Origin of the sequence: Streptomyces sp. NBC_00209 (assembly GCF_045206345.1) — a bacterium.
GTDB lineage: Bacteria > Actinomycetota > Actinomycetes > Streptomycetales > Streptomycetaceae > Streptomyces.
Map to the genome: position 1 here is coordinate 1,031,313 of NZ_CP108121.1, position 19,241 is coordinate 1,050,553.

Annotated in this window: 21 protein-coding genes; 13 read left to right on the plus strand and 8 right to left on the minus strand. The window is 72.8% G+C overall.

The features are described from left to right. Positions 1-6 precede the first annotated feature (6 nt). The 3 genes from OG867_RS04590 to OG867_RS04600 all read left to right on the plus strand — a co-directional run bounded on the left by OG867_RS04590 (position 7) and on the right by OG867_RS04600 (position 1,660). Positions 7-696 (plus strand): hypothetical protein, encoded by a 690-nt coding sequence (locus tag OG867_RS04590; RefSeq protein WP_406283011.1) that lies wholly within the window; start codon positions 7-9, stop codon positions 694-696. Then, a complete protein-coding gene (locus tag OG867_RS04595) occupies positions 693-1,358 on the plus strand; it encodes a pentapeptide repeat-containing protein (RefSeq protein ID WP_406283013.1) in 666 nt (221 codons plus the stop codon). The genes OG867_RS04590 and OG867_RS04595 overlap by 4 nt, the downstream gene beginning before the upstream one ends. A 155-nt stretch (positions 1,359-1,513) precedes the next feature. Continuing rightward, a complete protein-coding gene (locus OG867_RS04600) occupies positions 1,514-1,660 on the plus strand; it encodes a hypothetical protein (RefSeq protein WP_406283015.1) in 147 nt (48 codons plus the stop codon). Positions 1,661-1,821: 161 nt separating this feature from the next. Here OG867_RS04600 and OG867_RS04605 read toward each other — a convergent pair whose 3' ends face one another. After that, positions 1,822-3,198 (minus strand): IS1380 family transposase, encoded by a 1,377-nt coding sequence (locus tag OG867_RS04605; RefSeq protein WP_406282500.1) that lies wholly within the window; start codon positions 3,196-3,198, stop codon positions 1,822-1,824. A 212-nt stretch (positions 3,199-3,410) separates the two neighbouring features. Here OG867_RS04605 and OG867_RS04610 point away from each other — a divergent pair, with 212 nt between their 5' ends. From OG867_RS04610 to OG867_RS04625, 4 genes are read left to right on the plus strand one after another with little or no spacing between them, the layout of a single operon-like run. Then, the gene (locus OG867_RS04610) at positions 3,411-4,067 is read left to right on the plus strand and encodes a pentapeptide repeat-containing protein (protein WP_406283017.1); all 657 of its coding nucleotides are present in this window, start codon (positions 3,411-3,413) and stop codon (positions 4,065-4,067) included. A 6-nt stretch (positions 4,068-4,073) separates the two neighbouring features. Continuing rightward, the gene (locus tag OG867_RS04615) at positions 4,074-4,379 is read left to right on the plus strand and encodes a hypothetical protein (RefSeq protein WP_406283019.1); all 306 of its coding nucleotides are present in this window, start codon (positions 4,074-4,076) and stop codon (positions 4,377-4,379) included. Between the two features lie 37 nt (positions 4,380-4,416). Continuing rightward, positions 4,417-5,844: a DUF6177 family protein gene (locus OG867_RS04620; protein WP_406283021.1), complete on the plus strand. Its 1,428-nt coding sequence runs from the start codon at positions 4,417-4,419 to the stop codon at positions 5,842-5,844. A gap of 46 nt (positions 5,845-5,890) precedes the next feature. After that, complete coding sequence (locus tag OG867_RS04625; RefSeq protein ID WP_406283023.1) at positions 5,891-6,730, plus strand: polysaccharide deacetylase family protein; 840 nt, start codon at positions 5,891-5,893, stop codon at positions 6,728-6,730. A 6-nt stretch (positions 6,731-6,736) separates the two neighbouring features. Here OG867_RS04625 and OG867_RS04630 read toward each other — a convergent pair whose 3' ends face one another. The 4 genes from OG867_RS04630 to OG867_RS04645 all read right to left on the minus strand — a co-directional run bounded on the left by OG867_RS04630 (position 6,737) and on the right by OG867_RS04645 (position 9,250). Next, positions 6,737-6,925 carry a hypothetical protein gene (locus OG867_RS04630; protein ID WP_406283025.1) on the minus strand — a complete coding sequence of 63 codons (189 nt, stop codon included), beginning with the start codon at positions 6,923-6,925 and terminating at the stop codon, positions 6,737-6,739. A gap of 14 nt (positions 6,926-6,939) precedes the next feature. Continuing rightward, positions 6,940-7,611, minus strand: coding sequence for an ABC transporter (locus OG867_RS04635; protein WP_406283027.1), 672 nt, complete (start codon positions 7,609-7,611; stop codon positions 6,940-6,942). Beyond that, positions 7,608-8,507: an ATP-binding cassette domain-containing protein gene (locus OG867_RS04640; RefSeq protein ID WP_406283029.1), complete on the minus strand. Its 900-nt coding sequence runs from the start codon at positions 8,505-8,507 to the stop codon at positions 7,608-7,610. Before OG867_RS04640 ends, OG867_RS04635 begins: the two co-directional genes overlap by 4 nt. A gap of 65 nt (positions 8,508-8,572) precedes the next feature. Next, entirely contained in the window at positions 8,573-9,250 is a 678-nt protein-coding gene (locus OG867_RS04645) for an AIM24 family protein (RefSeq protein WP_161206685.1), read from the minus strand. 71 nt (positions 9,251-9,321) lie between these two features. Here OG867_RS04645 and OG867_RS04650 point away from each other — a divergent pair, with 71 nt between their 5' ends. The 4 genes from OG867_RS04650 to OG867_RS04665 all read left to right on the plus strand — a co-directional run bounded on the left by OG867_RS04650 (position 9,322) and on the right by OG867_RS04665 (position 13,332). Then, the gene (locus OG867_RS04650) at positions 9,322-10,071 is read left to right on the plus strand and encodes a peptidyl-tRNA hydrolase (RefSeq protein ID WP_406283032.1); all 750 of its coding nucleotides are present in this window, start codon (positions 9,322-9,324) and stop codon (positions 10,069-10,071) included. A gap of 133 nt (positions 10,072-10,204) precedes the next feature. Continuing rightward, positions 10,205-11,491, plus strand: coding sequence for a DUF692 domain-containing protein (locus OG867_RS04655; RefSeq protein ID WP_406290755.1), 1,287 nt, complete (start codon positions 10,205-10,207; stop codon positions 11,489-11,491). Then, on the plus strand, positions 11,407-12,489 hold the full coding sequence (locus OG867_RS04660) for a TIGR04222 domain-containing membrane protein (RefSeq protein ID WP_328904503.1): 1,083 nt from the start codon (positions 11,407-11,409) through the stop codon (positions 12,487-12,489). The genes OG867_RS04655 and OG867_RS04660 overlap by 85 nt, the downstream gene beginning before the upstream one ends. Before the next feature lie 63 nt (positions 12,490-12,552). Then, positions 12,553-13,332, plus strand: a complete 780-nt coding sequence (locus OG867_RS04665) for a TIGR04222 domain-containing membrane protein (protein ID WP_328903056.1) — start codon at positions 12,553-12,555, stop codon at positions 13,330-13,332. Between the two features lie 132 nt (positions 13,333-13,464). Here OG867_RS04665 and hemQ read toward each other — a convergent pair whose 3' ends face one another. Both hemQ and hemG read right to left on the minus strand, forming a co-directional pair. Further along, complete coding sequence (hemQ, locus tag OG867_RS04670; RefSeq protein ID WP_406283034.1) at positions 13,465-14,199, minus strand: hydrogen peroxide-dependent heme synthase; 735 nt, start codon at positions 14,197-14,199, stop codon at positions 13,465-13,467. A gap of 4 nt (positions 14,200-14,203) precedes the next feature. Beyond that, a complete protein-coding gene (gene hemG / locus OG867_RS04675) occupies positions 14,204-15,676 on the minus strand; it encodes a protoporphyrinogen oxidase (RefSeq protein WP_406283036.1) in 1,473 nt (490 codons plus the stop codon). A 103-nt stretch (positions 15,677-15,779) separates the two neighbouring features. Between hemG and OG867_RS04680 the strand changes: the two genes are divergently transcribed. Then, the gene (locus tag OG867_RS04680) at positions 15,780-17,162 is read left to right on the plus strand and encodes an FAD-dependent oxidoreductase (RefSeq protein ID WP_406283038.1); all 1,383 of its coding nucleotides are present in this window, start codon (positions 15,780-15,782) and stop codon (positions 17,160-17,162) included. A gap of 24 nt (positions 17,163-17,186) precedes the next feature. Here the strand turns inward: OG867_RS04680 and hemE are convergent, their stop codons facing one another. Further along, positions 17,187-18,260, minus strand: coding sequence for a uroporphyrinogen decarboxylase (gene hemE / locus OG867_RS04685; RefSeq protein ID WP_406283040.1), 1,074 nt, complete (start codon positions 18,258-18,260; stop codon positions 17,187-17,189). 92 nt (positions 18,261-18,352) lie between these two features. Between hemE and OG867_RS04690 the strand changes: the two genes are divergently transcribed. After that, entirely contained in the window at positions 18,353-19,012 is a 660-nt protein-coding gene (locus OG867_RS04690) for a DUF3000 domain-containing protein (protein ID WP_406283042.1), read from the plus strand. The last annotated feature ends 229 nt before the right edge of the window (positions 19,013-19,241 follow it).

The following is a 19,241-nucleotide window of genomic DNA, read 5'->3' on the forward strand; positions in this document are numbered from 1 at the left end:
AATCGATTGGACCAGGAACGCGACCGCGTCGCCGGGCTCATCCGTGTGATGAACGACCCCGGCGCCCCGCCCATGGAACGGTTTCTGGCGTGCCGGGATCTGACCGAAGAGGGCGAGGCGGCCGGGTTTGAAGCGGTGATCCGGGCTGCCGGTGACCCGGAGGGCACCCCGTGGTACGACTTCTCGATCGACCGGAAGTTCTCCGTGGACAGCACGTTCTCGCAACTGGCGGTTGCCGTGGATATGAGCTGTTACGAGATCGAGGAGAAGGGGACGGCGGCGCTGCGCGAGCAGGCGTTCCGCGCGCTCGTGCGGCTCGCCGACACGCAGTACTTCGAGGACCGGCTCGGTGAACTGATCGACGACGCGACGATCAGGGCCACGCTGGGTGAGATCAAGGAGGCCATCGGCCGAGGCGTGCGCGCACTGGCCGCCGGCGAGAAGCAGCGGTTCGACCTGGCCACCCAGCTCGTGGACCTGGCATGCGCCGTCACCCCGGTCGACGGGCCCACGTCCGTTGAACTGGCCATGAGCGTGCTACGGGTCAGCGCTTCGACCCGCACGCTGGAGCACGCCGTCACCATCGTCTACCGGGCCGAGGGGCCGGAGATCAGGGAATTCGGCGCATACCTCACGACGGTCGGCAACGAGCACGTACGGACGAAAGTCCGCAAGGCGTTCGAAGGCTCGCAGTGACGGAGGCGCCGTCCATCGAGCCCGTCCCGTGGCAGCCTGCCGCGTTTCCCGTTGATCCTGCGGCCGCCGAGCAGCTCCGCGAGTGGCTCGACTCCGAGGAATACAACCTCAACGGGATGGGGCGGGACTTCCGGGGCGCGGACCTCTCGGGCGGGGATTTCTCGAATTGCTGGTTCACCGACGCCGTACTCGTCGATGTACGGCTCGTCGGAGCTTCCTTCTACCGTGCCGATCTCCAGTCGGCGGACCTGACGGGCGCGGACCTGACGTGCGCCGACCTGGTGAAGGCGAACCTGGATGAGGCCGTTCTCCGCTCGGCGGTGCTCGACGGGGCGGACATGGTCGGAGCCTCATTGTCCGACGTGGACGCAAGGGGAGCCAGTTTTCGCGGAACACGTTTCATCGGTGCGGAGTTGCTCGACACCGACATGAGGGGCAGCGACCTGTCCGATGCCGTGGTCAAGGAGAACTACTTCGAGATCAAGGTCGACGAAAGCACGGTTCTTCGCGGCTTGACGGGCACGGTATTCGGGCCGATCACCGTCATCAGCGACGATTCCTCGCGCGAAGTGGGCGGCGCGGAACTCGAAGCCTGGATCAGTGCGCGCGGCGGGCAGGTTCAGGTGATCCCGCCGCGCCGACCGGCAGTAGGTACGCCTTGAGCGAGCCAATTCATGCGGACCCGGACTTCAGAGGCTTTTTCAGAACTCAACTCGACCTCGAGGGTGGATATGACATCACAGGCGACTTAAGGCGCACGTTGTGGAGCTTCAGCGACTCCTATGTTTACTTGATCCGCTCTGGGTTCGAGCAGATCATGGCAGACGAGAACTTCGGCCCCGACGACTACGAACGGCTGACCGACATCGAGTTCCCCGACCGGGAGACCCTGCACACCTACCTTCGGGACATGTACGACTACCTGTTCGGCGATGCGCCGGAACAGCCGATGCCCCCAGGTTAGCCTCGATCTTTCGTGACGGTCCGTCGGTTTCTCCGGCGGACCGTTTCGGTTGTTCAGGCCGGTGGTGGGCAGGGTGACGGCCCGGCTGTCGCGTCGGGTGGGCGCCGGTTTCCACAGCTCCGGTCGGGGTGGTGCTGCTCGCAGGGACGGGAAGGTGCTGGTCAGTCCGGGTTCGGGAGAGCTGCGAGCCGTGCCAGGGCATCGGTGATCACGTCGGTCCAGGGCCAGTGGCGTGCGAACCTCAGGCGTCGGCGGCGGGCGGTCGTGACGATCTGGGCGGCGGCTGAGAAGAGGCGGAGCCGGAGGCGGCGGGGTTCCCACCTGCGGGCCTTGCCGGTCAGAGCGAGCATGGGCATCCAGGCCAGCAGGTCGAGGGCGAGCTGGATGATCTCCAGCCAGATCTGGTTCTGCGCGGTGTCGTGCAGGGGCAGGTTGCGCAGGCCGGTGGCCCGCGCGGCACGGATGCGGTCCTCGGCTCGTGCGCGTTGGCGGTGCCGCAGTTCGAGTGCGGCAATGGGGATGCCGGTGGTGCTGGTGGCGAACGCGGTGAGCCGCAGGCCGTCGGCGTCGGTGAGCCGCAACTGGGCGCCGGGGTGGGGTCGTTCCTTGCGGACGATCAGCCGCATTCCCTTTGGCCAGCCGTCCAGGACATCGCCGGCCAGTTCGGCGACCCAGGCGCCGTCGCGGATCTCACCTTCCGGTTCGACGGCGGGTGTCCACGCGGCGGCCGGGACCTTGAGGACGGCCTGGTGAATCTGCTCGGTGACGGTCATGCCGACCGAGTACGACAGCCACCTGCCCCGCTGGGCGAGCCAGGCGACGAACTCGTGGGTGCCGCCCGCGGAGTCGGTACGGATCAGCGTCTGGCGTCCGCGCCGGTACCTTTTCGGCAGCTGAGCCAGGGCGAGTTGGGCGGTGGTGATGTGGTCGGCGGCGGTATTGCTGCCAGCGTTCCCGGGCCGCAACAGCGCGGCCACCGGCTCTCCGGTGCCGCCGCTTCCGTGATCGACGAAGCCCATCAGCGGGTGGTGTCCGTAGGTCTTCTTCCAGGTCGCTGTGGCGTCCTGCTTGTCGGAGTGGGCCAGCACGAGCACCCCGTCCAGGTCCACGATCACCTGCCCGGTGGTGTCCGGCGACGAGGCTCCGGCCAACTTCCAGACGTGCTTGCGCACTTCGGCCCGTGCTGACCGGATCGCGGTCAGGGCCTTCGGACCGGCCGCGGCCAGGGTGTCGACGAGGCGGGAGACAGTCGGGTCGGAGGCCACCGGCCCGAACACGGCCGGTTCGGCCCGCAGCATCCCGACATCCGCGAGGCAGTCCCCGCCCAACGCGACCGCGAGGGCCACATCCAGCACGGTCTTGCCCGGATCGTGCACCGCCCGGTCCTTCCGCCACGGCGCCAGCGCCGCTGATATCGCGGTGCCCAAGCCGACCTTGCGGACAGTCTCGACCAGCACCACGCCCCCGGCCTGGGAGACCACCGCCCGGCCGCCGCCCTCGATGCGGACACGCGGGTACGACCCGATACGCTTCTTCACCTGAGAAGTGCTTCTTTCCACGGCACGATCTGGACCCTCGACAAGTCCTATCGTTGCAGGTCAGGAGCACTTTTCGTGTTTTCGATCACGCTTTGGACAGCCCACTTCGTGAAAGCCCGAGGTTAGTTCGAGGAGGAGGACCGATTGGACCAGGAACACGACCGCGTCGAGCGCGTACGGACGGAAGTCCGCGAGGCGTTCGAAGGCTCGCAGTGACGGAGACGCCGTCCAGCGAGTCGGGTCCCTGGCAGCCTGCCGCGTCCCCCGCCGACCCGGCGGCGGCGCGGCAGTTAAGGGAATGGCTCGATGACACGAGTTACGCCCTGTACGGGGTGGGGCACGACTTCCGGGGTGCCGATCTCACGAACGGCGAATTTCCCGGCGCGTGGCTCATCGACGCGGTGCTGACGGGCGTGGAGCTCGCGAACGTGTGTCTCTACCGTGCGGACCTCACCGGGGCGGACCTGACCAGGGCCAACCTGTTCGGCGCCGACCTCGTCCGGGCGAAGCTCGACCGGGTCATGCTCCGGTCCGCCCGGCTCGACGGGGCCGACATGGTCAAGGCGTCGCTCCACGACGTCGATGCCTCGGGGGCAAGCTTTCGCGGGACGCGCATCATGGGGGCCTCACTGTACGACGTGGACCTGCGGGGCGCGGACCTGACGGACGCCGTCCTCTTCCACAACACGTTCAAGGTCACCGTGGACGACGCCACGCTCGTACGCGGCCTCACCGGCACGGCCTTCGGGCCGGTCACGGTGGTCAGCGGCGAGGGTTCCCGGGAAGTAAGCGGCGCGGACCTTGAGGCGTGGATCAGTGCGCGTGGCGGCGAGGTTCAAGTGATCCCTCCGCAGCGACGGGGGCAGTAGGTGCGAATGGGAGATGAAAAGCCGTTGGACCCGCACGTCAGGAACTTCTTCCGGGTGTACCTGGACCTTGAGCGGGGATACGAGAACACCGGCCACCTGCGGCGCACCCTGCTGAGCTTCAAGGATTCCTATGTGGACCTGATCCGGACGGGATTCGAGCAGATCATGTCGGACAAGGATTTCGGGCCCGCCGCATACGAGGACCTGACCGACGTCGAGTTCCCCGACAAGGAGACACTGGACGCCTATCTCCGGGACATGTACGACTACCTGTTCGGCGATGCGCCGGAACAGCCGATGCCCCCGGACTAGCCAGATCCCCCGATCCACCTCACCGAAGGACCCCCGCATGACCCAGGACGTCGTCGCACTCACCCGGCGGATGCCCGACTCGCTCGCTGTGCTGGCCGGGTTGCTCGCCGGCGGGCCCGATCTGCGGGTGGGGACCACCGGGGATGGGGCCGTCGTCCAGTTGTGCGACGACGAGGGGCGGCCGCTCGTGTCCGTCGAGGTGCCCCTGTTGATCCAGGTGCCCGGGGAAGCCGTGCGGCTGCTCGGGGCGGAGGCCGCGCCGGAGGGGGACGGGCCCTGGTGGTGGGTCGAGGCGCGGGCCGCCGCCGGGGTGGACCGGGCCGAGGAGCTGGCCGGGGCCTTCGCCGCGCGGCTCACGTTGCTGCTCGGCGGCAGGGTCTGGCCGGCCGACGCCCCCGGCACCACCGGCGCCGCCAGCCCCCTCGACGTCTCGGGCATCACGGCCGTGCCCTCCCCCGCCGCCGCGCAGCCCGCCGTCGACATGCTCACCGACCATGCGGCCGTCGTCATCCAGGACCGCCCGGTCGTCCCCATGACGAGCTGGCTGACGGAGGCGCTGCGGGCCACCGTGGAGAGCGAGCGGTCGCTCCAGATCGTCACCCCGCCCCACTGCACGCTCTCCCTGCCGACGCGGCTGCTGCTCCAGTCCACCTCCTCGCGCTGGGTCGTCCAGGACGAGCGCTGCGGCTACTACGACGGGCTGACCGGCGCCGTACTCCGCTGGCAGGACGACGCGTTCGCGCCGGACCGGCGCGAGGACGGGCAGACCTCGGTGGCCGAGGCGTTCACCGAGGCCGGGCCCACCGGTGAGCGGCAGCTCGTCGTGTCGCTCCGGACCGTGCACCGCCCCACCGCCGACCTCGTGCTCGGCGGCGCCCTGGAAGCCGCCTGGGAGGCGCTGACCGGCGCGCCCCCGGCCGGCTGGGGGACCTCGGAGCCGGCAGGGCTCATCTGGTCGCGGCGGCGGCTGACCGACCTGGCGTACGAGCGCGCGCCCCGGCCCACCTGGCTGGTCGCCGTGGGCAGCCCGGACCGCCCCGCCGTCGCCACCCTCCAGGTGAACCGCACGTCGGACGGGGTGGAGGAGGACATCACCCTCGTCCTCGGCTACGGCCCCGACGAGTCACCGGCCCTGGACGCGCTGCCGGGGCTCGCCGACGAGCTGGTCACCCGGCACGGGCTGCGGACCATGCTCTGCCAGCTGGGCGAGGGCCGCCGCGACCTGAACGCTCCGCCCCGCTTCGAACGCCCCCCGCTCCCGTACTCCTTCACACTCGGCTCCGCCGAGGTGACCGAAGTCGGCCGCGACACCGCCGCCCGGACGCCGCTCGAAGAGGCGCCGGTGCGAGTGGGCCCCGGCGGCCGGCCGGGCTACTACTACCCGCTCGGCGACGGCGAGACCGCCGAGAGCTGGGCGGCCCTCGAACAGCTGATGCGCCATCTGCGTGGGGCGCCGCCGGTCTAGCGCGCCAGCCCGGGACCGTTTCCGGACGATCGGCTAGCGTCCGGAAATGATCAGATTTACGCACAAAGCGGCCGTTCTGGGTGTGCTGGGTGCGGTGCTCGTCGGCTGCGGCCAGGCACAGCCGACGCGTACCGCCGCCGAACGTCCGTCCGCCTCCCCCGTCGTCTCCCCGGCACCGGCCGACAAGCCCCCCGTCATGGCCCCCGGCCCCGGCGGGCTGACCCCCGTCTTCACGCGTGGGCCGCAGCGCGCCGCGAAGGTCGTCGCGCTGAGCTTCGACGCCGACATGACGGCCGACGAGGGGCCGCGCGCGGCGGCCGGTGAGCACTTCGACAACCCGGAACTCATCGCCCTGCTGCGCCGCCTGAAGGTGCCCGCGACGGTGTTCATGACCGGGCGCTGGGCCGAGGAGTACCCGGACCAGGCGCGCTCCATCGGCACCGATCCCCTCTTCGAGATCGGCAACCACTCCTACAGCCATTACGCGTTCACCACGCCCTGCTACGGGCTGCCGACGGTCGAGGAGGGCGCGGTGCGCAAGGAGGTCCAGCGGGCGTTCGGGGCGATCCGGGCGACCGGCGCCCGCAATGTCGTGCCGTACTTCCGCTTCCCCGGCGGCTGTTACGACGACGACACGCTGCGCGCCCTCGGGCCGGAGAAGGTGACCGCCGTGCAGTGGGACGTCGTCAGCGGCGACGCCTTCGCGACGGACGCGGACGCCGTCGCCGAGCAGGTGCTCGACGGGGTGCGGTCCGGTTCGCTCGTCGTCATGCACTGCACCCGCAGCGCGGCGCCGGTCACCGCCGAGGCGGTCCGCCAGGTCGTGCCGGAGCTACGGAAGCGCGGCTACCGCTTCGTCAGGGTGTCCCAGCTGATGGGCGGCTGAAGCGCGTCAGCCGGAGCAGGCCGTGCGCTGGGCCTCCTGCCACTCGCACACCGGGCACAGCGTGATCCCCTTGACCGACTCGGGGTATTCGGTCGGCTTCCGGCACAGCACGCACTCGGCGTACGGCGGCCCCTCGGCCCGTTCCGGCGACGCGGCGGACGACGTCTCGCAGTAGGGCCCCGATTCCTCACTCATACGTACGAGCCTACTCAGCCCCGTACCGAAGTCAGTCGGCAGACGAGCGCGAACACGGCGGCCGTCACGGCGGCCGCCCCGAGCAGCGGCAGCACCGGTACGTGGACCGTGCCGGTCAGCGAGCCGGTGACCAGGCCCGTCACCGCGTACTTCGCGGGCGATCCGGTGCTGACCAGTGCCAGCAGCGCCACGAGCACGGTCGCCGCGATGGACCAGCCGCGCCCGTGCAGCAGCGGCCGGCCGCACAGCGCCCCCACCGCCGCGCCCAGCAGCACGCAGCACGCGGTGGCGAGGATGCCGGCGGCCCCGGCGGGCGGCAGGGGCACCCGCACCGCGTGGTCCGTGCTCGCCGGGTCGCTGATCGCCAGGACCACGGCTGTGGCGGCGGCGCCCAGCAGCGCGGCGCCGCCCAGCGCGGTGAGCAGGGCCGCCAGATGGGCCTTCGGCTGCCCGCCGGCCGCCGCCGCGACGACCGCCCGGGCGGCGGGCGGCTCCTGGGTGACGCAGACGCGCACCAGCCAGGCGGTGACCGGGAGCATCCCGGCGGCGGTGTAGCCGAGCGAGTCCAGGACGGGCTGCCCGGAGCGGATGCCGACGGCGAGGAAGGCCAGGTAGAGGAGCACGGGGGCCAGCCAGCGCTGGGACCGTACGAGCAGGTCGGCCTGGTAGCGGATGAGCGCGATCACGGTGCGGGGTTCCCGTCCGGCGTGGGTGAGCGGTGCGGCGCGGGTTCGAGGCGGGGGCGCGTACGTCCCGCGTGGGCTTCGTCCCCGCCACCGCCCGCGACCGTACGGCCCGCATCGGGCCCCCGCACCTGCTCCACGGCCCCGATGTGCCACGGCGGCCGGGCCGACAGCAGCGCGCCGAGCAGGGCGTCGGAGTGCGCCGCCGGAACCGTGAGGCGGGCCGTTCCGTCGTCGCTCAGGGTGTACGCGGGAGCCCCGGGCAGTCCGGCCGGGAGCGGGGTCCCCGACGGGGCCGTGGCCTCGATGCGTACGCGGGGCTCAAGGCCCGTCGCGAGCGGGGCGGCGGTCAGGCCCAGCCCCTCCACCCGGTAGGCCGCGTCGACCGCGTCCGCCAGTCGGCGCGGGTCGTGGTCGACGTAGACCACCGTCGCCCCGGCCGCGACGCGCTCCGTCACGGCCCGGTCCAGCACGTCGCGCGCCTCGGTGTCGAGGCCGGTCCACGCCTCGTCCAGGACCAGGAGCTCGGGTTCGGCGAGGAGTGCCTGGGCGACGGCGACCTTCTGGCTGGTGCCCTTGGAGAGTTCGGCGAGGGGGGTCCGGGCGTGCGCGGCGGCGCCGAACCGGGTGAGCCAGTGGTCCGCCCGGCCGGCCGCATCGGAGGCGCGCAGCCCGTGGACGCGGCCGATCCGGACGAGATACCCGGCGGCCGTGAACGGCAGGGCCGCCGGGAACCGCTCGGGGACGTACGCCGTGCGCGGCCGGCCCGTGACGCGGCCCTCGGAGGGGGCGTCGATCCGGGCCAGCAGCCGCAACAGGGTGGACTTGCCGGTGCCGTTGGCGCCCTCGACACGGACGAGAACGCGCGCGGGCAGGACGAGGTCGACCCCGCGCAGCACCCAGGGTCCGGTGAGCCCGTACCGCCGGCCGGCTCCCCGCAGCCGCAGGACCTCCGTACCGGTGCTCAGTGGGACGACGCCTTCTCGGGCTTCAGCTCGCTCGGCCGTACGATCACGAAGCCCTGCCCGTCCAGGCGCAGTTGGACGGCCTCGCCCGAGCCGCCCCGGATCATCGAACCGACGCTCTGCGAGCGGTGCAGCGAGGTGTTCAGCTGGGCGCTCCAGCCGACGACGGCGTCCGTGTCCACGAACACCGGCTGCTGCGGGGTGACGGGGATGACGATGGGATACCCGTCACACATCAGGCCCAGCTTGCCGTGCCCGGTGAAGACGCTGTTGAAGAGGCCGCCGCCGGCCATTCCGGCGCCCTTGACGGTCTTTATCTCGTACGCGAGCGACGCGTCGAAGCACAGGACGTTGCGGCCGTTGATGGTGAGGGCGTCACCCTGCTCCATCTCCACGATGAAGCAGTTCGCGGCCTCGTGCGCGAACCACGCCTCGCCCTGGCCGCGCACGGCCATCAGCGGCAGCCCCTCGCCGGTGACCGCCCGCTTGAGGAGGCCGCCGATGCCCTGGCTCTTGTGCTCGAACTGGAGGTTCCCGCGGAAGGCGACCATCGATCCCTGGCGGGCGTGCATCTCCCCGTTGACCGCGTATTTGATGGACTTGGCGTTCTGCAGCGTCATCCCGGGGACGGTCGCCTGCTCGGCCATGTGCTCACTGGAAAAGAGATCGCTCTTCATGGACGGCATCCTCGCCCGGAGCCTTCCATTCCGCCAAGAACGGTGTCCGGGGCGGCTGGCAGACTGGGCGGGTGAGCAGCAACGACATCCCCGCGTCCCCGTCCGCCGAGCCGGCCCCCGAGCCCGTGGACAGCCCCTTCCGGTCCGAGCGCACGGACCGGGACGAAGCACCCCAGTACGTACTGCCGTTGGTGGTGCACATCGAGAAGGCCGCGCCGCCGGCCCGCACCGACGCCCTGCGCACGGCCGCCCGCGCGGTGCTCGTGATGCTGTCCGACGAGCGGTCGGTGGGCGAGGGCGAGTGGGCGCGGGTGATGCGGGACTGGCAGGACGCCCGCATCCGCAAGGTCGTCCGGCGGGCCCGGGGCGCGGAGTGGCGCAAGGCGTCGGCGCTGCCCGGGATCACGGTGACGGGCGAGGAGGCGGAGGTGCGGGTCTTCCCGCCGGTGCCCCTGGACGGCTGGCCGAAGGAGCTGGCCAAGCTCCAGGTCTCCGGGACGGACCTGGACGACCCGGAGCCGCCGGCCGCGCCCGGCCCGGGGCACCCGGTGCTCTGGCTCAACCCGGACCTCGGCATGTCGGCGGGCAAGGAGATGGCGCAGGTCGGACACGGGGCGCAGCTCGCCTGGTGGGAGCTGTCGGAGACCGAGCGCAAGGCGTGGCGCGAGGCCGGCTTCCCGCTCTCGGTGGCCACGGCTGAGCCGGGCCGCTGGGCGGAGCTGACGGTGAGCGGGCTGCCTGTCGTACGGGACGCGGGCTTCACGGAGATCGCCCCGGGGTCGTGCACGGTGGTCGCCGACCACCCGGCGCTGCGGCGTTGAGACCGGCGAAACCTCAGCGGGGACCGGCGGAACCTCAAATGAAGCTCTGAACGTCTCCCCTGCCGGATTCACGACCGCGAACCGGGGTCATCACCCCTGCACGAACCAAAGGGGAAGCAGCATGGGGGACGGTATGAGGCTGGGCATCGGGATCGGCTGGCGGCCGGAGATCGCCGACGAGGTGGAGGCGCTGTCGGGGATCGACTGGGTGGAGGCCGTCGCGGAGAACCTCTGCGCCGATCACCTGCCGGATTCCCTGGTACGGCTGCGGGAGCGCGGGGTCACCGTGGTGCCGCACGGCGTCTCGCTGGGCCTCGGCGGCGCCGAGCGCCCCGACGCCGGCAAGCTCGCGGACCTCGCCGCCCGGGCCACGCTGCTCGGTGCGCCGCTGGTGACCGAGCACATCGCCTTCGTACGGGCGGGTGGGGCGCGCACCGGGTCGCCGGTCCTGGAGGCGGGTCATCTGCTGCCGGTGCCGCGCACCCGGGCGGCGCTGGACGTGCTGTGCGAGAACGTGCGCATCGCGCAGGACGCGCTGCCGGTGCCGCTGGCGCTGGAGAACATCGCGGCGCTGGTCTCCTGGCCGGGCGAGGAGCTGACCGAGGGGCAGTTCCTGGCGGAGCTGGTCGAGCGGACCGGGGTGCGGCTGCTGATCGACGTGGCCAATCTGCACACCAACCACGTGAACCGGGGCGAGGACCCGGCGGCCGCGCTGGACGAGCTGCCGGTGGAGGCCATCGCGTACGTGCATGTGGCGGGCGGGGTGGAGAAGGACGGCGTGTGGCACGACACGCACGCCCACCCGGTGACCGCCCCGGTGCTCGATGTGCTGGCGGAGCTGCGGTCCCGGGTGGACCCGCCGGGGGTGCTGCTGGAGCGCGACGAGGCGTTCCCGCCGCCCGGGGAGCTGGCGGGCGAGCTGGCCGCGATCCGGGGGGTGCTGGAGAAGGGCGGGGGTGCCCCGGCTGCCTGGGCCACCCCGGAGGTCCCGCCCGCCTCGCCCGTCGCGGAGTCCGTACGGGACGGCGTCGCCGTCGCCCAGACCGCACTGCTGTCCGCCCTGGTCGCCGGCACGCCCGTGCCGGAGGGGTTCGACCCGGGCCGGCTCCGGGTGCAGAGCCGCGCCCTGGCCGCGAAGCGCGCGGACGTCGTGGCCAAGGTGGCGCCCGAGCTGCCGGAGATCCTGGGGGGCGGCTACCGGGCGGCGTTCCTCGCGTACGCCGGGGCGCGGCCCATGACGTCGGGGTACCGGCGCGACGCCCTGGACTTCGCCGAGCACCTGCTCATCGCGGGCCGCCCCGAGGACGACGCGGCCCGGCACCGGCTGACGCGGTGGTGGCGGGACCGGGCCGCGCCCCGGCCGCCCGGCCGCGCGACCCGGCTGGCCCGTGCGGCCCGCTCCGCGCTGGCGGGGCGGTGACGGGCATGGACGGGATGCTCGTGTTCCTCACGCTCGTGGTGATCGCCTCGTCCACCGTGCTGATCAGCGGCCTGGCCCGCTCCCGCCGGGGGGTGGGCGGTCCGGCGCACGACCTGTCCGAGGTGGCGTTCCTGAACGGCGGGCCCGGGCGGGTGGTCGACACCGCACTGGCCGCGATGCACGCGGACGGCCGGCTGACCATCGGCGGTCCCGGCATCGTCGCCGTGCTCCGGCCGGTCGCGTACGACCCGGTGGAGCGGGCGGTGCTGCACGAGCTGGCGGCCGCGCCGAGCGGGGCACTGCCGGCGCTGCGGGTGGCCGTGATGCGGCACCCGGCGGTGCAGGAAGTCGGTGACGGTCTCGCCGCGCGCGGGCTGCTGGCCCCGCCTCGCGCCAACGCCAAGTGGCGCGTCTGGGGTCTGTTGCAGACGCTGTTGTGCCTGGCGTCCGGCCCGGTCACCATCGGCCTGGCCATGGTCCGGTTCATGGAGGGCGACGACGCCGCCGGCTGGAGCTACCCGTTCGCGGTGGCGATGATCCCGGCCGTCGTCGTCGGCTTCGTGTCCGGCCTGGTCTGCGCGGGGGTGGCCCGGTCCCGGGTCACCCGGGCGGGGCGCAGGGCGGCGGCGGAGTTCGGGGCCGCGCACGCCCTCCGGACCGACCCGGGCTTCCTGGTGGCGACCCGGGGGCTGCGCGGCGTCGCGGACCCGGAGCTGCGGACGCACCTGGTCGCGTCCGCCCGGACCCGGCCCACCGCCTCCTCGTACACCCCGTTCGGCGCCGCGGCGCTGACGGTCGCGCCGGCCGTGTGGTGCGCGGGGGCGAGCCCGGGCGGCGGCTGCGGCAGCTCCTCGGGCAGCAGCTGCGGCGGAGGCGGCGGGTCGAGCTGCGGCGGGGGCAGCAGCTGCGGCGGAGGCGGATCGAGTTGCGGGGGCGGCAGCAGCTGCGGCGGCGGTTCCAGCTGTGGTGGCGGGTCGAGCTGCGGCAGCAGTTCCTGAGACGGCCGTCCACTTACTGGACGAGCTATGGCGTCACGGGCGGCGCGGGCATAGAACACCGGCATGGTGCCGTTTCTGTTGTTGCTGGTCGCGTGGGGTGCGACGGGTCTTTCCTGCGCCCGGCTCTGTCTCGCGGCAGCCCGCGCCGCCCGGCGGCCCGTGACCGCGACCGGCGGGCCGCGCGGACGGCAACTCACGCTGTACGAGGCGGCGTTCCTGGCGGGCGGGCCCGGCCGGGTCGCCGACCTGGCACTGGTCTCCATGCATCTGCGGCGCCGGCTGCTGCTGGCCCACACCGGCTGGGCGACGGTCGTGGACCCCGAGGGCCGCGACGAGGTGGAACGTACGGTGATCCGCGCCATAGGTCCGGAGGGCCAGTCGCCGATAGCGCCGGTGCGCGCGTCGGCCGCGGCGGCCGACGCCGTACGCGCGGTGGCCGACCGGCTCGTCGCCGCCGGTCTGGCGGTCCCGCGCGGGGCGGACGTCGCCTCGGCGGTGCGGGCGGTGCGCGGGGCGGCGCTGCTGGTGGCCGCGCTGGGCGCCGCCGCCCTGCTCGCGCCCGGCGACGGGGGCACGGCCCCGATGCCGGTGTGGTTCGCGCTGCCGCTCGCGCTGACCCTGGGGTGCCTGGCCATAGCGCGGATCGAGGCGCACCCCTACGGTTCCTGGGCCTCCCCGGACGGGCAGCGGCTGCTGGCGGCGTGCGCTGTGCCGGGGGACGGAGCGACGGGCGACACGCTGGTGACGGTCGCGGTGCGCGGGGTGGACGCGGTGGACGACCCGGCGCTGCGGGCGGCGTTGACCGGCCGGACGGGCGTACGCAGCCGGCTGGGCCGGGAATGACAAACGGTGCGGCGCGCAGGAAGCGCGCCGCACCGCTGAGCCGAACCCGGTGTCGCTGGACCCGCGGGCGGCACGAGGTGCCGTATGCCCGCCGTCTGATCTTCCGGGTTGGGGTGGTCGGAAGCCCGTTCGCTAGGCGAGCCCGGCCACCAGGTCCGCGACCGTCTTGCGCCGGCCGGTGTAGAAGGGGACCTCCTCGCGGACGTGCATCCGCGCCTCGGAGGCCCTGAGGTGACGCATCAGGTCCACGATGCGGTACAGCTCGTCCGCCTCGAAGGCCAGCATCCACTCGTAGTCGCCGAGCGAGAACGAGGCGACGGTGTTGGCGCGCACGTCGGGGTAGCCGCGGGCCATCTTGCCGTGGTCGGCGAGCATGCGGCGGCGGTCCTCGTCGGGCAGCAGGTACCAGTCGTACGAGCGCACGAAGGGGTAGACGCTGACGTAGTCGCGCGGCGTCTCGTCGGCGAGGAACGCCGGAACGTGCGACTTGTTGAACTCGGCGGGGCGGTGCAGCGCCATGTTCGACCAGACCGGCTCCAGCTGGCGGCCGAGCCGGGTGCGGCGGAAGAGGTTGTACGCCTCCTGGAGCTCGTCCGCGGTCTCCGCGTGCCACCAGATCATGAGGTCGGCGTCGGCGCGCAGGCCCGAGACGTCGTACGTGCCGCGGATGGTGATGTCCTTGGCGTCGAGCTGGTCGAAGAGCTCCTGGACCTCACCGGCGACGGCCGCGCGGTCCGTGTCGGCGGGCAGGACGTCGCGCAGCTTGAAGACGGACCACAGCGTGTAGCGGATGACGTCGTTGAGGTCCTTGGCCTTCTTGCCGGCGTTCGGAGCCTTGCTTGATGTCGCAGTCTCGGGTGCACTCATACGGCTATTGTCCCGCCTCGCTCCGAGTGCCCTGAACCAGGGTCGGCGTGGCGATGATCTCCCCGGCGAGATCCCCGGCGATCTCGTTTGCCGCCCGGTGGGCGCTCGCCACGCAGGCCGGGATGCCGACCCCGTCGTACACCGCGCCGCACACCCGCAGCGCGGGCAGCTTCGCGACCGCGTCGCGGATGCGGGCGACCCGGGTGAGGTGGCCCACCGGGTACTGCGGCAGTCCGCCGATCCACCGGGTGACCTCGGTGGCCACGGGCCTGGCGGTGAGCCCGGTCGCGGCGGCCAGGTCGCGCAGCGATACGCCGACGAGCTCGCCGTCCTCGCGGTGCAGGTGCTCCTCCTCGCCGTACCGGCCGACCGAGGTCCGCAGCACGAACAGGTCCGGGGCCGCGTCGGCGACCCACCGCCACTTGTGCGTGGAGAAGGTGGCGGCCTTGATGGTGTGCCCGTCGACCGGCGGTACGAGGAAGCCGGAGCGCCCGTCGAAGGCCGTGCCGGTCACGTCGGAGCGCCGGAACGCCATGGTGACCAGTGCCATCGACGCGTACTCGACGCCCGCCAGCTCGGCCGAGGCCCCCGGTGACTCGGCGGCGAGCAGCGTGGCGGCGGACCAGGCGGGCACGGCGAGGACGATGCCGTCGGCGGGGACGACCCCGGTGTCCGTGCGGATGTCCCAGCCGTCGGTGTTACGGGTCAGGCCCAGCACGGGGGTCTCGGTGAGGATCGCGCCGCCCCCGGCGCGCACGGCGTCGGCGACGGCCCCCGGAAGGGCGCCGATGCCGCCCTCGATGCCCTGGAAGACGGGCCCGGTCTGCTGCCGGCCGGCGGCCCGCTCCTGGAGCCGGGTGACCGCGTCGAGCAGGGAGCCGCCTTCCCGGGCGGCCTCGTAGAGCTGCGGTACGGCGGCGCGCATCGAGATCCGGTAGGCGTCGCCCGCGTACACCCCGCCGAGCAGCGGCTCCACCAGCCGGTCCACGACCTCCCGGCCCAGCCGGTCCGCCACGTACGCGCCGACCGCGACGTCCTCGCCGACCGCCGCCGAGGGCAGCTCCCGGTCCTCGGCGATCCGGGCGAGCCCCTCGGCCGACAGCACCTCGCCCAGGACGGACGGGTCGCCCGGGACGCCCATCACATGGCCCTTGGGCATCGGGCGCAGCGCGTCGCGCGTCCACAGCGCGGCGGTGGCCGTGGCGGGCGGCTGGAGGCGGTCGCCGAGGCCCACGGCCCGGGCCAGGGCGACGGCCTCCGGGCGGCGGGCGAGCATGGACTCGGCGCCGAGGTCGACCCGGACCCCGGCGACCTCACCGGTCATGAGCTTGCCGCCGAGCCGGTCGGTCGCCTCCAGGACGGTGACCCTCAGCCCGGCGCCGACGAGCCGGTGGGCGGCCGCGAGGCCGGCGATTCCGCCGCCGATGACGACGACGTGGCGGGGGGGCCGGTCCGCGCGGTGTGTGGATGGCTGCATGGCTCCACTCTCTCAAACCGGTTCCGGGTCCCGGCCGCGACCGTTCGGAACCGGTGGGACGCCGTAGCGTGGGTGTTTTCGGACGCGCTTCGGAGGGACCGGCATGGCGGCGGAACGACTGGTGATCATCGGCGGGGACGCGGCGGGGATGTCCGCCGCGTCCCAGGCGCGGCGGCTCAAGGGCCCGGAGGAGCTGAGCATCACCGCCTTCGAGCGGGGCCACTTCACCTCGTACTCCGCGTGCGGCATCCCGTACTGGGTCAGCGGCGACGTGACGGACCGGGACGACCTCATCGCCCGTACGCCCGAGGAGCACCGGGCCCGCGACATCGACCTGCGCACCCGCACCGAGGTCACGGAGATCGACGTGGCGGGGCGGCGGGTGCGCGCCCTGGACCGGGAGTCCGGTGAGGCGTACTGGACCGGGTTCGACAAGCTGGTGATCGCCACCGGGGCCCGTCCGGTGCGCCCGGAGCTGCCCGGCATGGACGCGGCCGGGGTGCACGGGGTGCAGACCCTGGACGACGGGCAGGCGCTGCTGGACAGCCTGGACCGGGCGGAGGGCCGGCGCGCGGTCGTCGTCGGGGCGGGGTACATCGGCGTCGAGATGGCCGAGGCGATGCTGAAGCGCGGCTTCGAGGTGACCGTCCTCAACCGGGGCGAGCAGCCGATGGCCACGCTCGACCCGGACATGGGGCGCCTGGTCCTCGACGCGATGGACGGGCTCGGGATCACCACGGTGAACGGGGCGGCGGTCACCGCGATCCGGACCGGCGACGACGGGCGGGTCACCGAGGTCGTCACGGACGACGCGTCCTATCCGGCGGACGTCGTGGTGCTGGGCATCGGCGTCGCGCCGGAGACGGCCCTGGCCCGGGAGGCCGGGCTGCCGCTCGGCCCGCACGGCGGGCTGCTCACCGACCTGGCGATGCGGGTCCAGGGCCACGAGAACATCTGGGCGGGCGGCGACTGCGTGGAGGTCCTGGACCTGGTCGCGGGCCACACCCGTCACATCGCGCTCGGCACGCACGCGAACAAGCACGGCCAGGTCATCGGCTCCAACGTCGGCGGCGGCTACGGCACGTTCCCCGGTGTGGTGGGTACGGCGGTGAGCAAGGTGTGCGACCTGGAGATCGCCCGGACCGGGCTGCGCGAGAAGGACGCCCGGGCGGTGGGCCTGCGGTACGTCACGGCCACGATCGAGTCGACCAGCCGGGCGGGCTACTACCCGGGCGCGGGGAACATGACGGTGAAGATGATCGCGGAGTACCGCACGGGCCGGCTCCTCGGCGTACAGATCGTGGGCCGCGAGGGCGCGGGCAAGCGGGTCGACGTGGCCGCGGTGGCGCTCACCGCCCGGATGACCGTCGAACAGATGACCGCCCTTGACCTGGGCTACGCCCCGCCGTTCTCACCGGTCTGGGACCCGGTCCTGGTGGCGGCCCGCAAGACGGTGTCGGTGCTGCGGAAGGCGGGCACCGACTGAGCGGCGCCCGCCTTCGCGCGGGGTTCAGCGGGCGGTGCTGGTGTGGACGTACTCGACGAGGCGGGAGAGCGCGTCCGGGTCCATGTTCGGCGTCACGCCGTGGCCCAGGTTGAAGATGTGGCCCTCCAGACCGGCGGCCGCGTCCAGCACCTCCTGGGTCTTGGCCTCCACCGCCGCGGTCGGCGCGAACAGCACGGAGGGGTCGAGGTTGCCCTGGAGCGCCTTGCCCGGGCCGACGCGGCGCGCGGCCTCGTCCAGCGGGACCCGCCAGTCGACACCGACGACGTCCGCGCCGGCCTCGCCCATCAGGCCGAGCAGTTCGCCGGTACCGACACCGAAGTGGATGCGCGGGACGTCGTACGCCGCGACGGCGTCGAGGACCTTCGCGGAGGCGGGCAGCACCGAGCGGCGGTAGTCGGCGGGGGCCAGCGCGCCCACCCAGGAGTCGAAGAGCTGCACGGCGGAGGCGCCGGCCTCGATCTGGACCTTGAGGAAGGCGCCGGTGATCTCGGCGAGGCGGTCCAGCAGGTCGGCCCAGAGCTCCGGGTCGCCGTACATCAGGGCCTTGGTGTGCTCGTGGTTGCGGGACGGGCCGCCCTCCACGAGGTAGCTGGCGAGGGTGAACGGTGCGCCCGCGAAGCCGATCAGCGGAGTGGACCCCAGCTCCGCGGTGAGCAGGCCGATGGCCTCGGTGACGTACCAGACGTCCTCGGGGGTGAGATCGCGCAGCCGGGCCAGGTCGGCGCGGGTGCGGATCGGCTCGGCGATCACGGGTCCGACGCCGGGCTTGATGTCGAGGTCGATGCCGATCGCCTTGAGCGGGACGACGATGTCGCTGTAGTAGACCGCGGCGTCGACCCCGTGGCGCCGGACGGGCTGCATCGTGATCTCCGCGACCAGCTCCGGCATCGTGCAGGAGTCGAGCATCGGGATGCCTTCGCGCACCTTCAGGTACTCGGGCAGCGACCGTCCCGCCTGGCGCATGAACCAGACCGGCGTGTGCGGGACCGGCTCGCGCCGGCACGCCTTGAGGAACGCCGAGTCATAGGTGGCGGAAGTCTTCGTCTGCTGCCCGGAGGGGCGGTCGTTGGCACTCACGCACAGAATCTTCGCACGCGTGGGCAACGAGCCCGGCCCCGCACGGGTGTCCTTCCGCGCACGGAGCTCCCGTTCCGCCTACTCTTCCCCGCATGGCTGCGGCTCAGGGACACATCTCCGGTCAATCCGATGGCGCTGACGGCACGGACGGCGCGGAGGGTGGTGCCGTACCGTCCGCGTTCCGTTCGGCGGTGGACGCGCTGCGCGCGGCGCGGCTGCGTCCCGAACTGGAGGTGGAGCCGACCCGGCCGCCGAAGCGGCTCGCCCCGCACGCGTACGCGCTGGAGGCGGCGGTGGTCGACGGCGACGACGACCTCGCCGACGGCCGGCTCGTCCTGCTCCACGACCCGGCCGGCCACGAGGCGTGGCAGGGCGCCTTCCGGCTGGTGACCCTGGTCCGCGCCGAGCTGGAGCCGGAGATGGCCGCCGATCCGCTGCTCCCCGAGGTCTGCTGGTCCTGGCTGACCGGCGCGCTGGAGGCCCGGGGCCTGTTCTACGGGGAGGCGGGCGGCACGGTCACCATGGCGGGCTCGCACTACTTCGGCGCGCTGGAGACCCGGCGCCCCGCGACGCAGATCGAGATCCGGGCCTCCTGGACCCCGCGCGAGGGGTTGGGCGGCGCTCCGGACGCGGCGGCGCACCTGGTCGCCTGGGGCGACCTGCTCTGCCAGATCGCGGGCCTGCCGCCGTCGGGCCCTCTCGACGCGGCGGTGGTCACGCTCCCACAGCGCCGGGGCCCGCAGACGACGTAAATCCTGTCATGACCGGCGCGAGCGGGGCGGCCTTCGGGCCGCCCCGTTTTCGTGCCGCCGCGTCGGGCGAGATCCATGACGCCGCGTCATGCGATCACTTTCAGCCAGTGGAAAACGTTCTCAGGAATCGATCGAGAACCCCATTTGCCCGAATTGTTACTCAACAAATCGTGATCTTCCCCTAAAGGAGCAGGGGTCTGCTGCCGAAGGAGTCAATGACCCTTCAAGC

Excerpts from the sequence above, each read along its gene's own strand:
- OG867_RS04600 (WP_406283015.1), top strand. The coding sequence starts at position 1,514 with ATGGCAGACGAGAACTTCGGCCCCGACGACTACGAACGGCTGACCGAC.
- OG867_RS04615 (WP_406283019.1), top strand. The coding sequence starts at position 4,074 with ATGGGAGATGAAAAGCCGTTGGACCCGCACGTCAGGAACTTCTTCCGG.
- OG867_RS04620 (WP_406283021.1), top strand. The coding sequence starts at position 4,417 with ATGACCCAGGACGTCGTCGCACTCACCCGGCGGATGCCCGACTCGCTC.
- OG867_RS04625 (WP_406283023.1), top strand. The coding sequence starts at position 5,891 with ATGATCAGATTTACGCACAAAGCGGCCGTTCTGGGTGTGCTGGGTGCG.
- OG867_RS04630 (WP_406283025.1), bottom strand. The coding sequence starts at position 6,925 with ATGAGTGAGGAATCGGGGCCCTACTGCGAGACGTCGTCCGCCGCGTCG.
- OG867_RS04645 (WP_161206685.1), bottom strand. The coding sequence starts at position 9,250 with ATGAAGAGCGATCTCTTTTCCAGTGAGCACATGGCCGAGCAGGCGACC.
- OG867_RS04655 (WP_406290755.1), top strand. The coding sequence starts at position 10,205 with ATGAGGCTGGGCATCGGGATCGGCTGGCGGCCGGAGATCGCCGACGAG.
- OG867_RS04665 (WP_328903056.1), top strand. The coding sequence starts at position 12,553 with ATGGTGCCGTTTCTGTTGTTGCTGGTCGCGTGGGGTGCGACGGGTCTT.
- hemQ (WP_406283034.1), bottom strand. The coding sequence starts at position 14,199 with ATGAGTGCACCCGAGACTGCGACATCAAGCAAGGCTCCGAACGCCGGC.
- hemG (WP_406283036.1), bottom strand. The coding sequence starts at position 15,676 with ATGCAGCCATCCACACACCGCGCGGACCGGCCCCCCCGCCACGTCGTC.
- OG867_RS04680 (WP_406283038.1), top strand. The coding sequence starts at position 15,780 with ATGGCGGCGGAACGACTGGTGATCATCGGCGGGGACGCGGCGGGGATG.
- OG867_RS04690 (WP_406283042.1), top strand. The coding sequence starts at position 18,353 with ATGGCTGCGGCTCAGGGACACATCTCCGGTCAATCCGATGGCGCTGAC.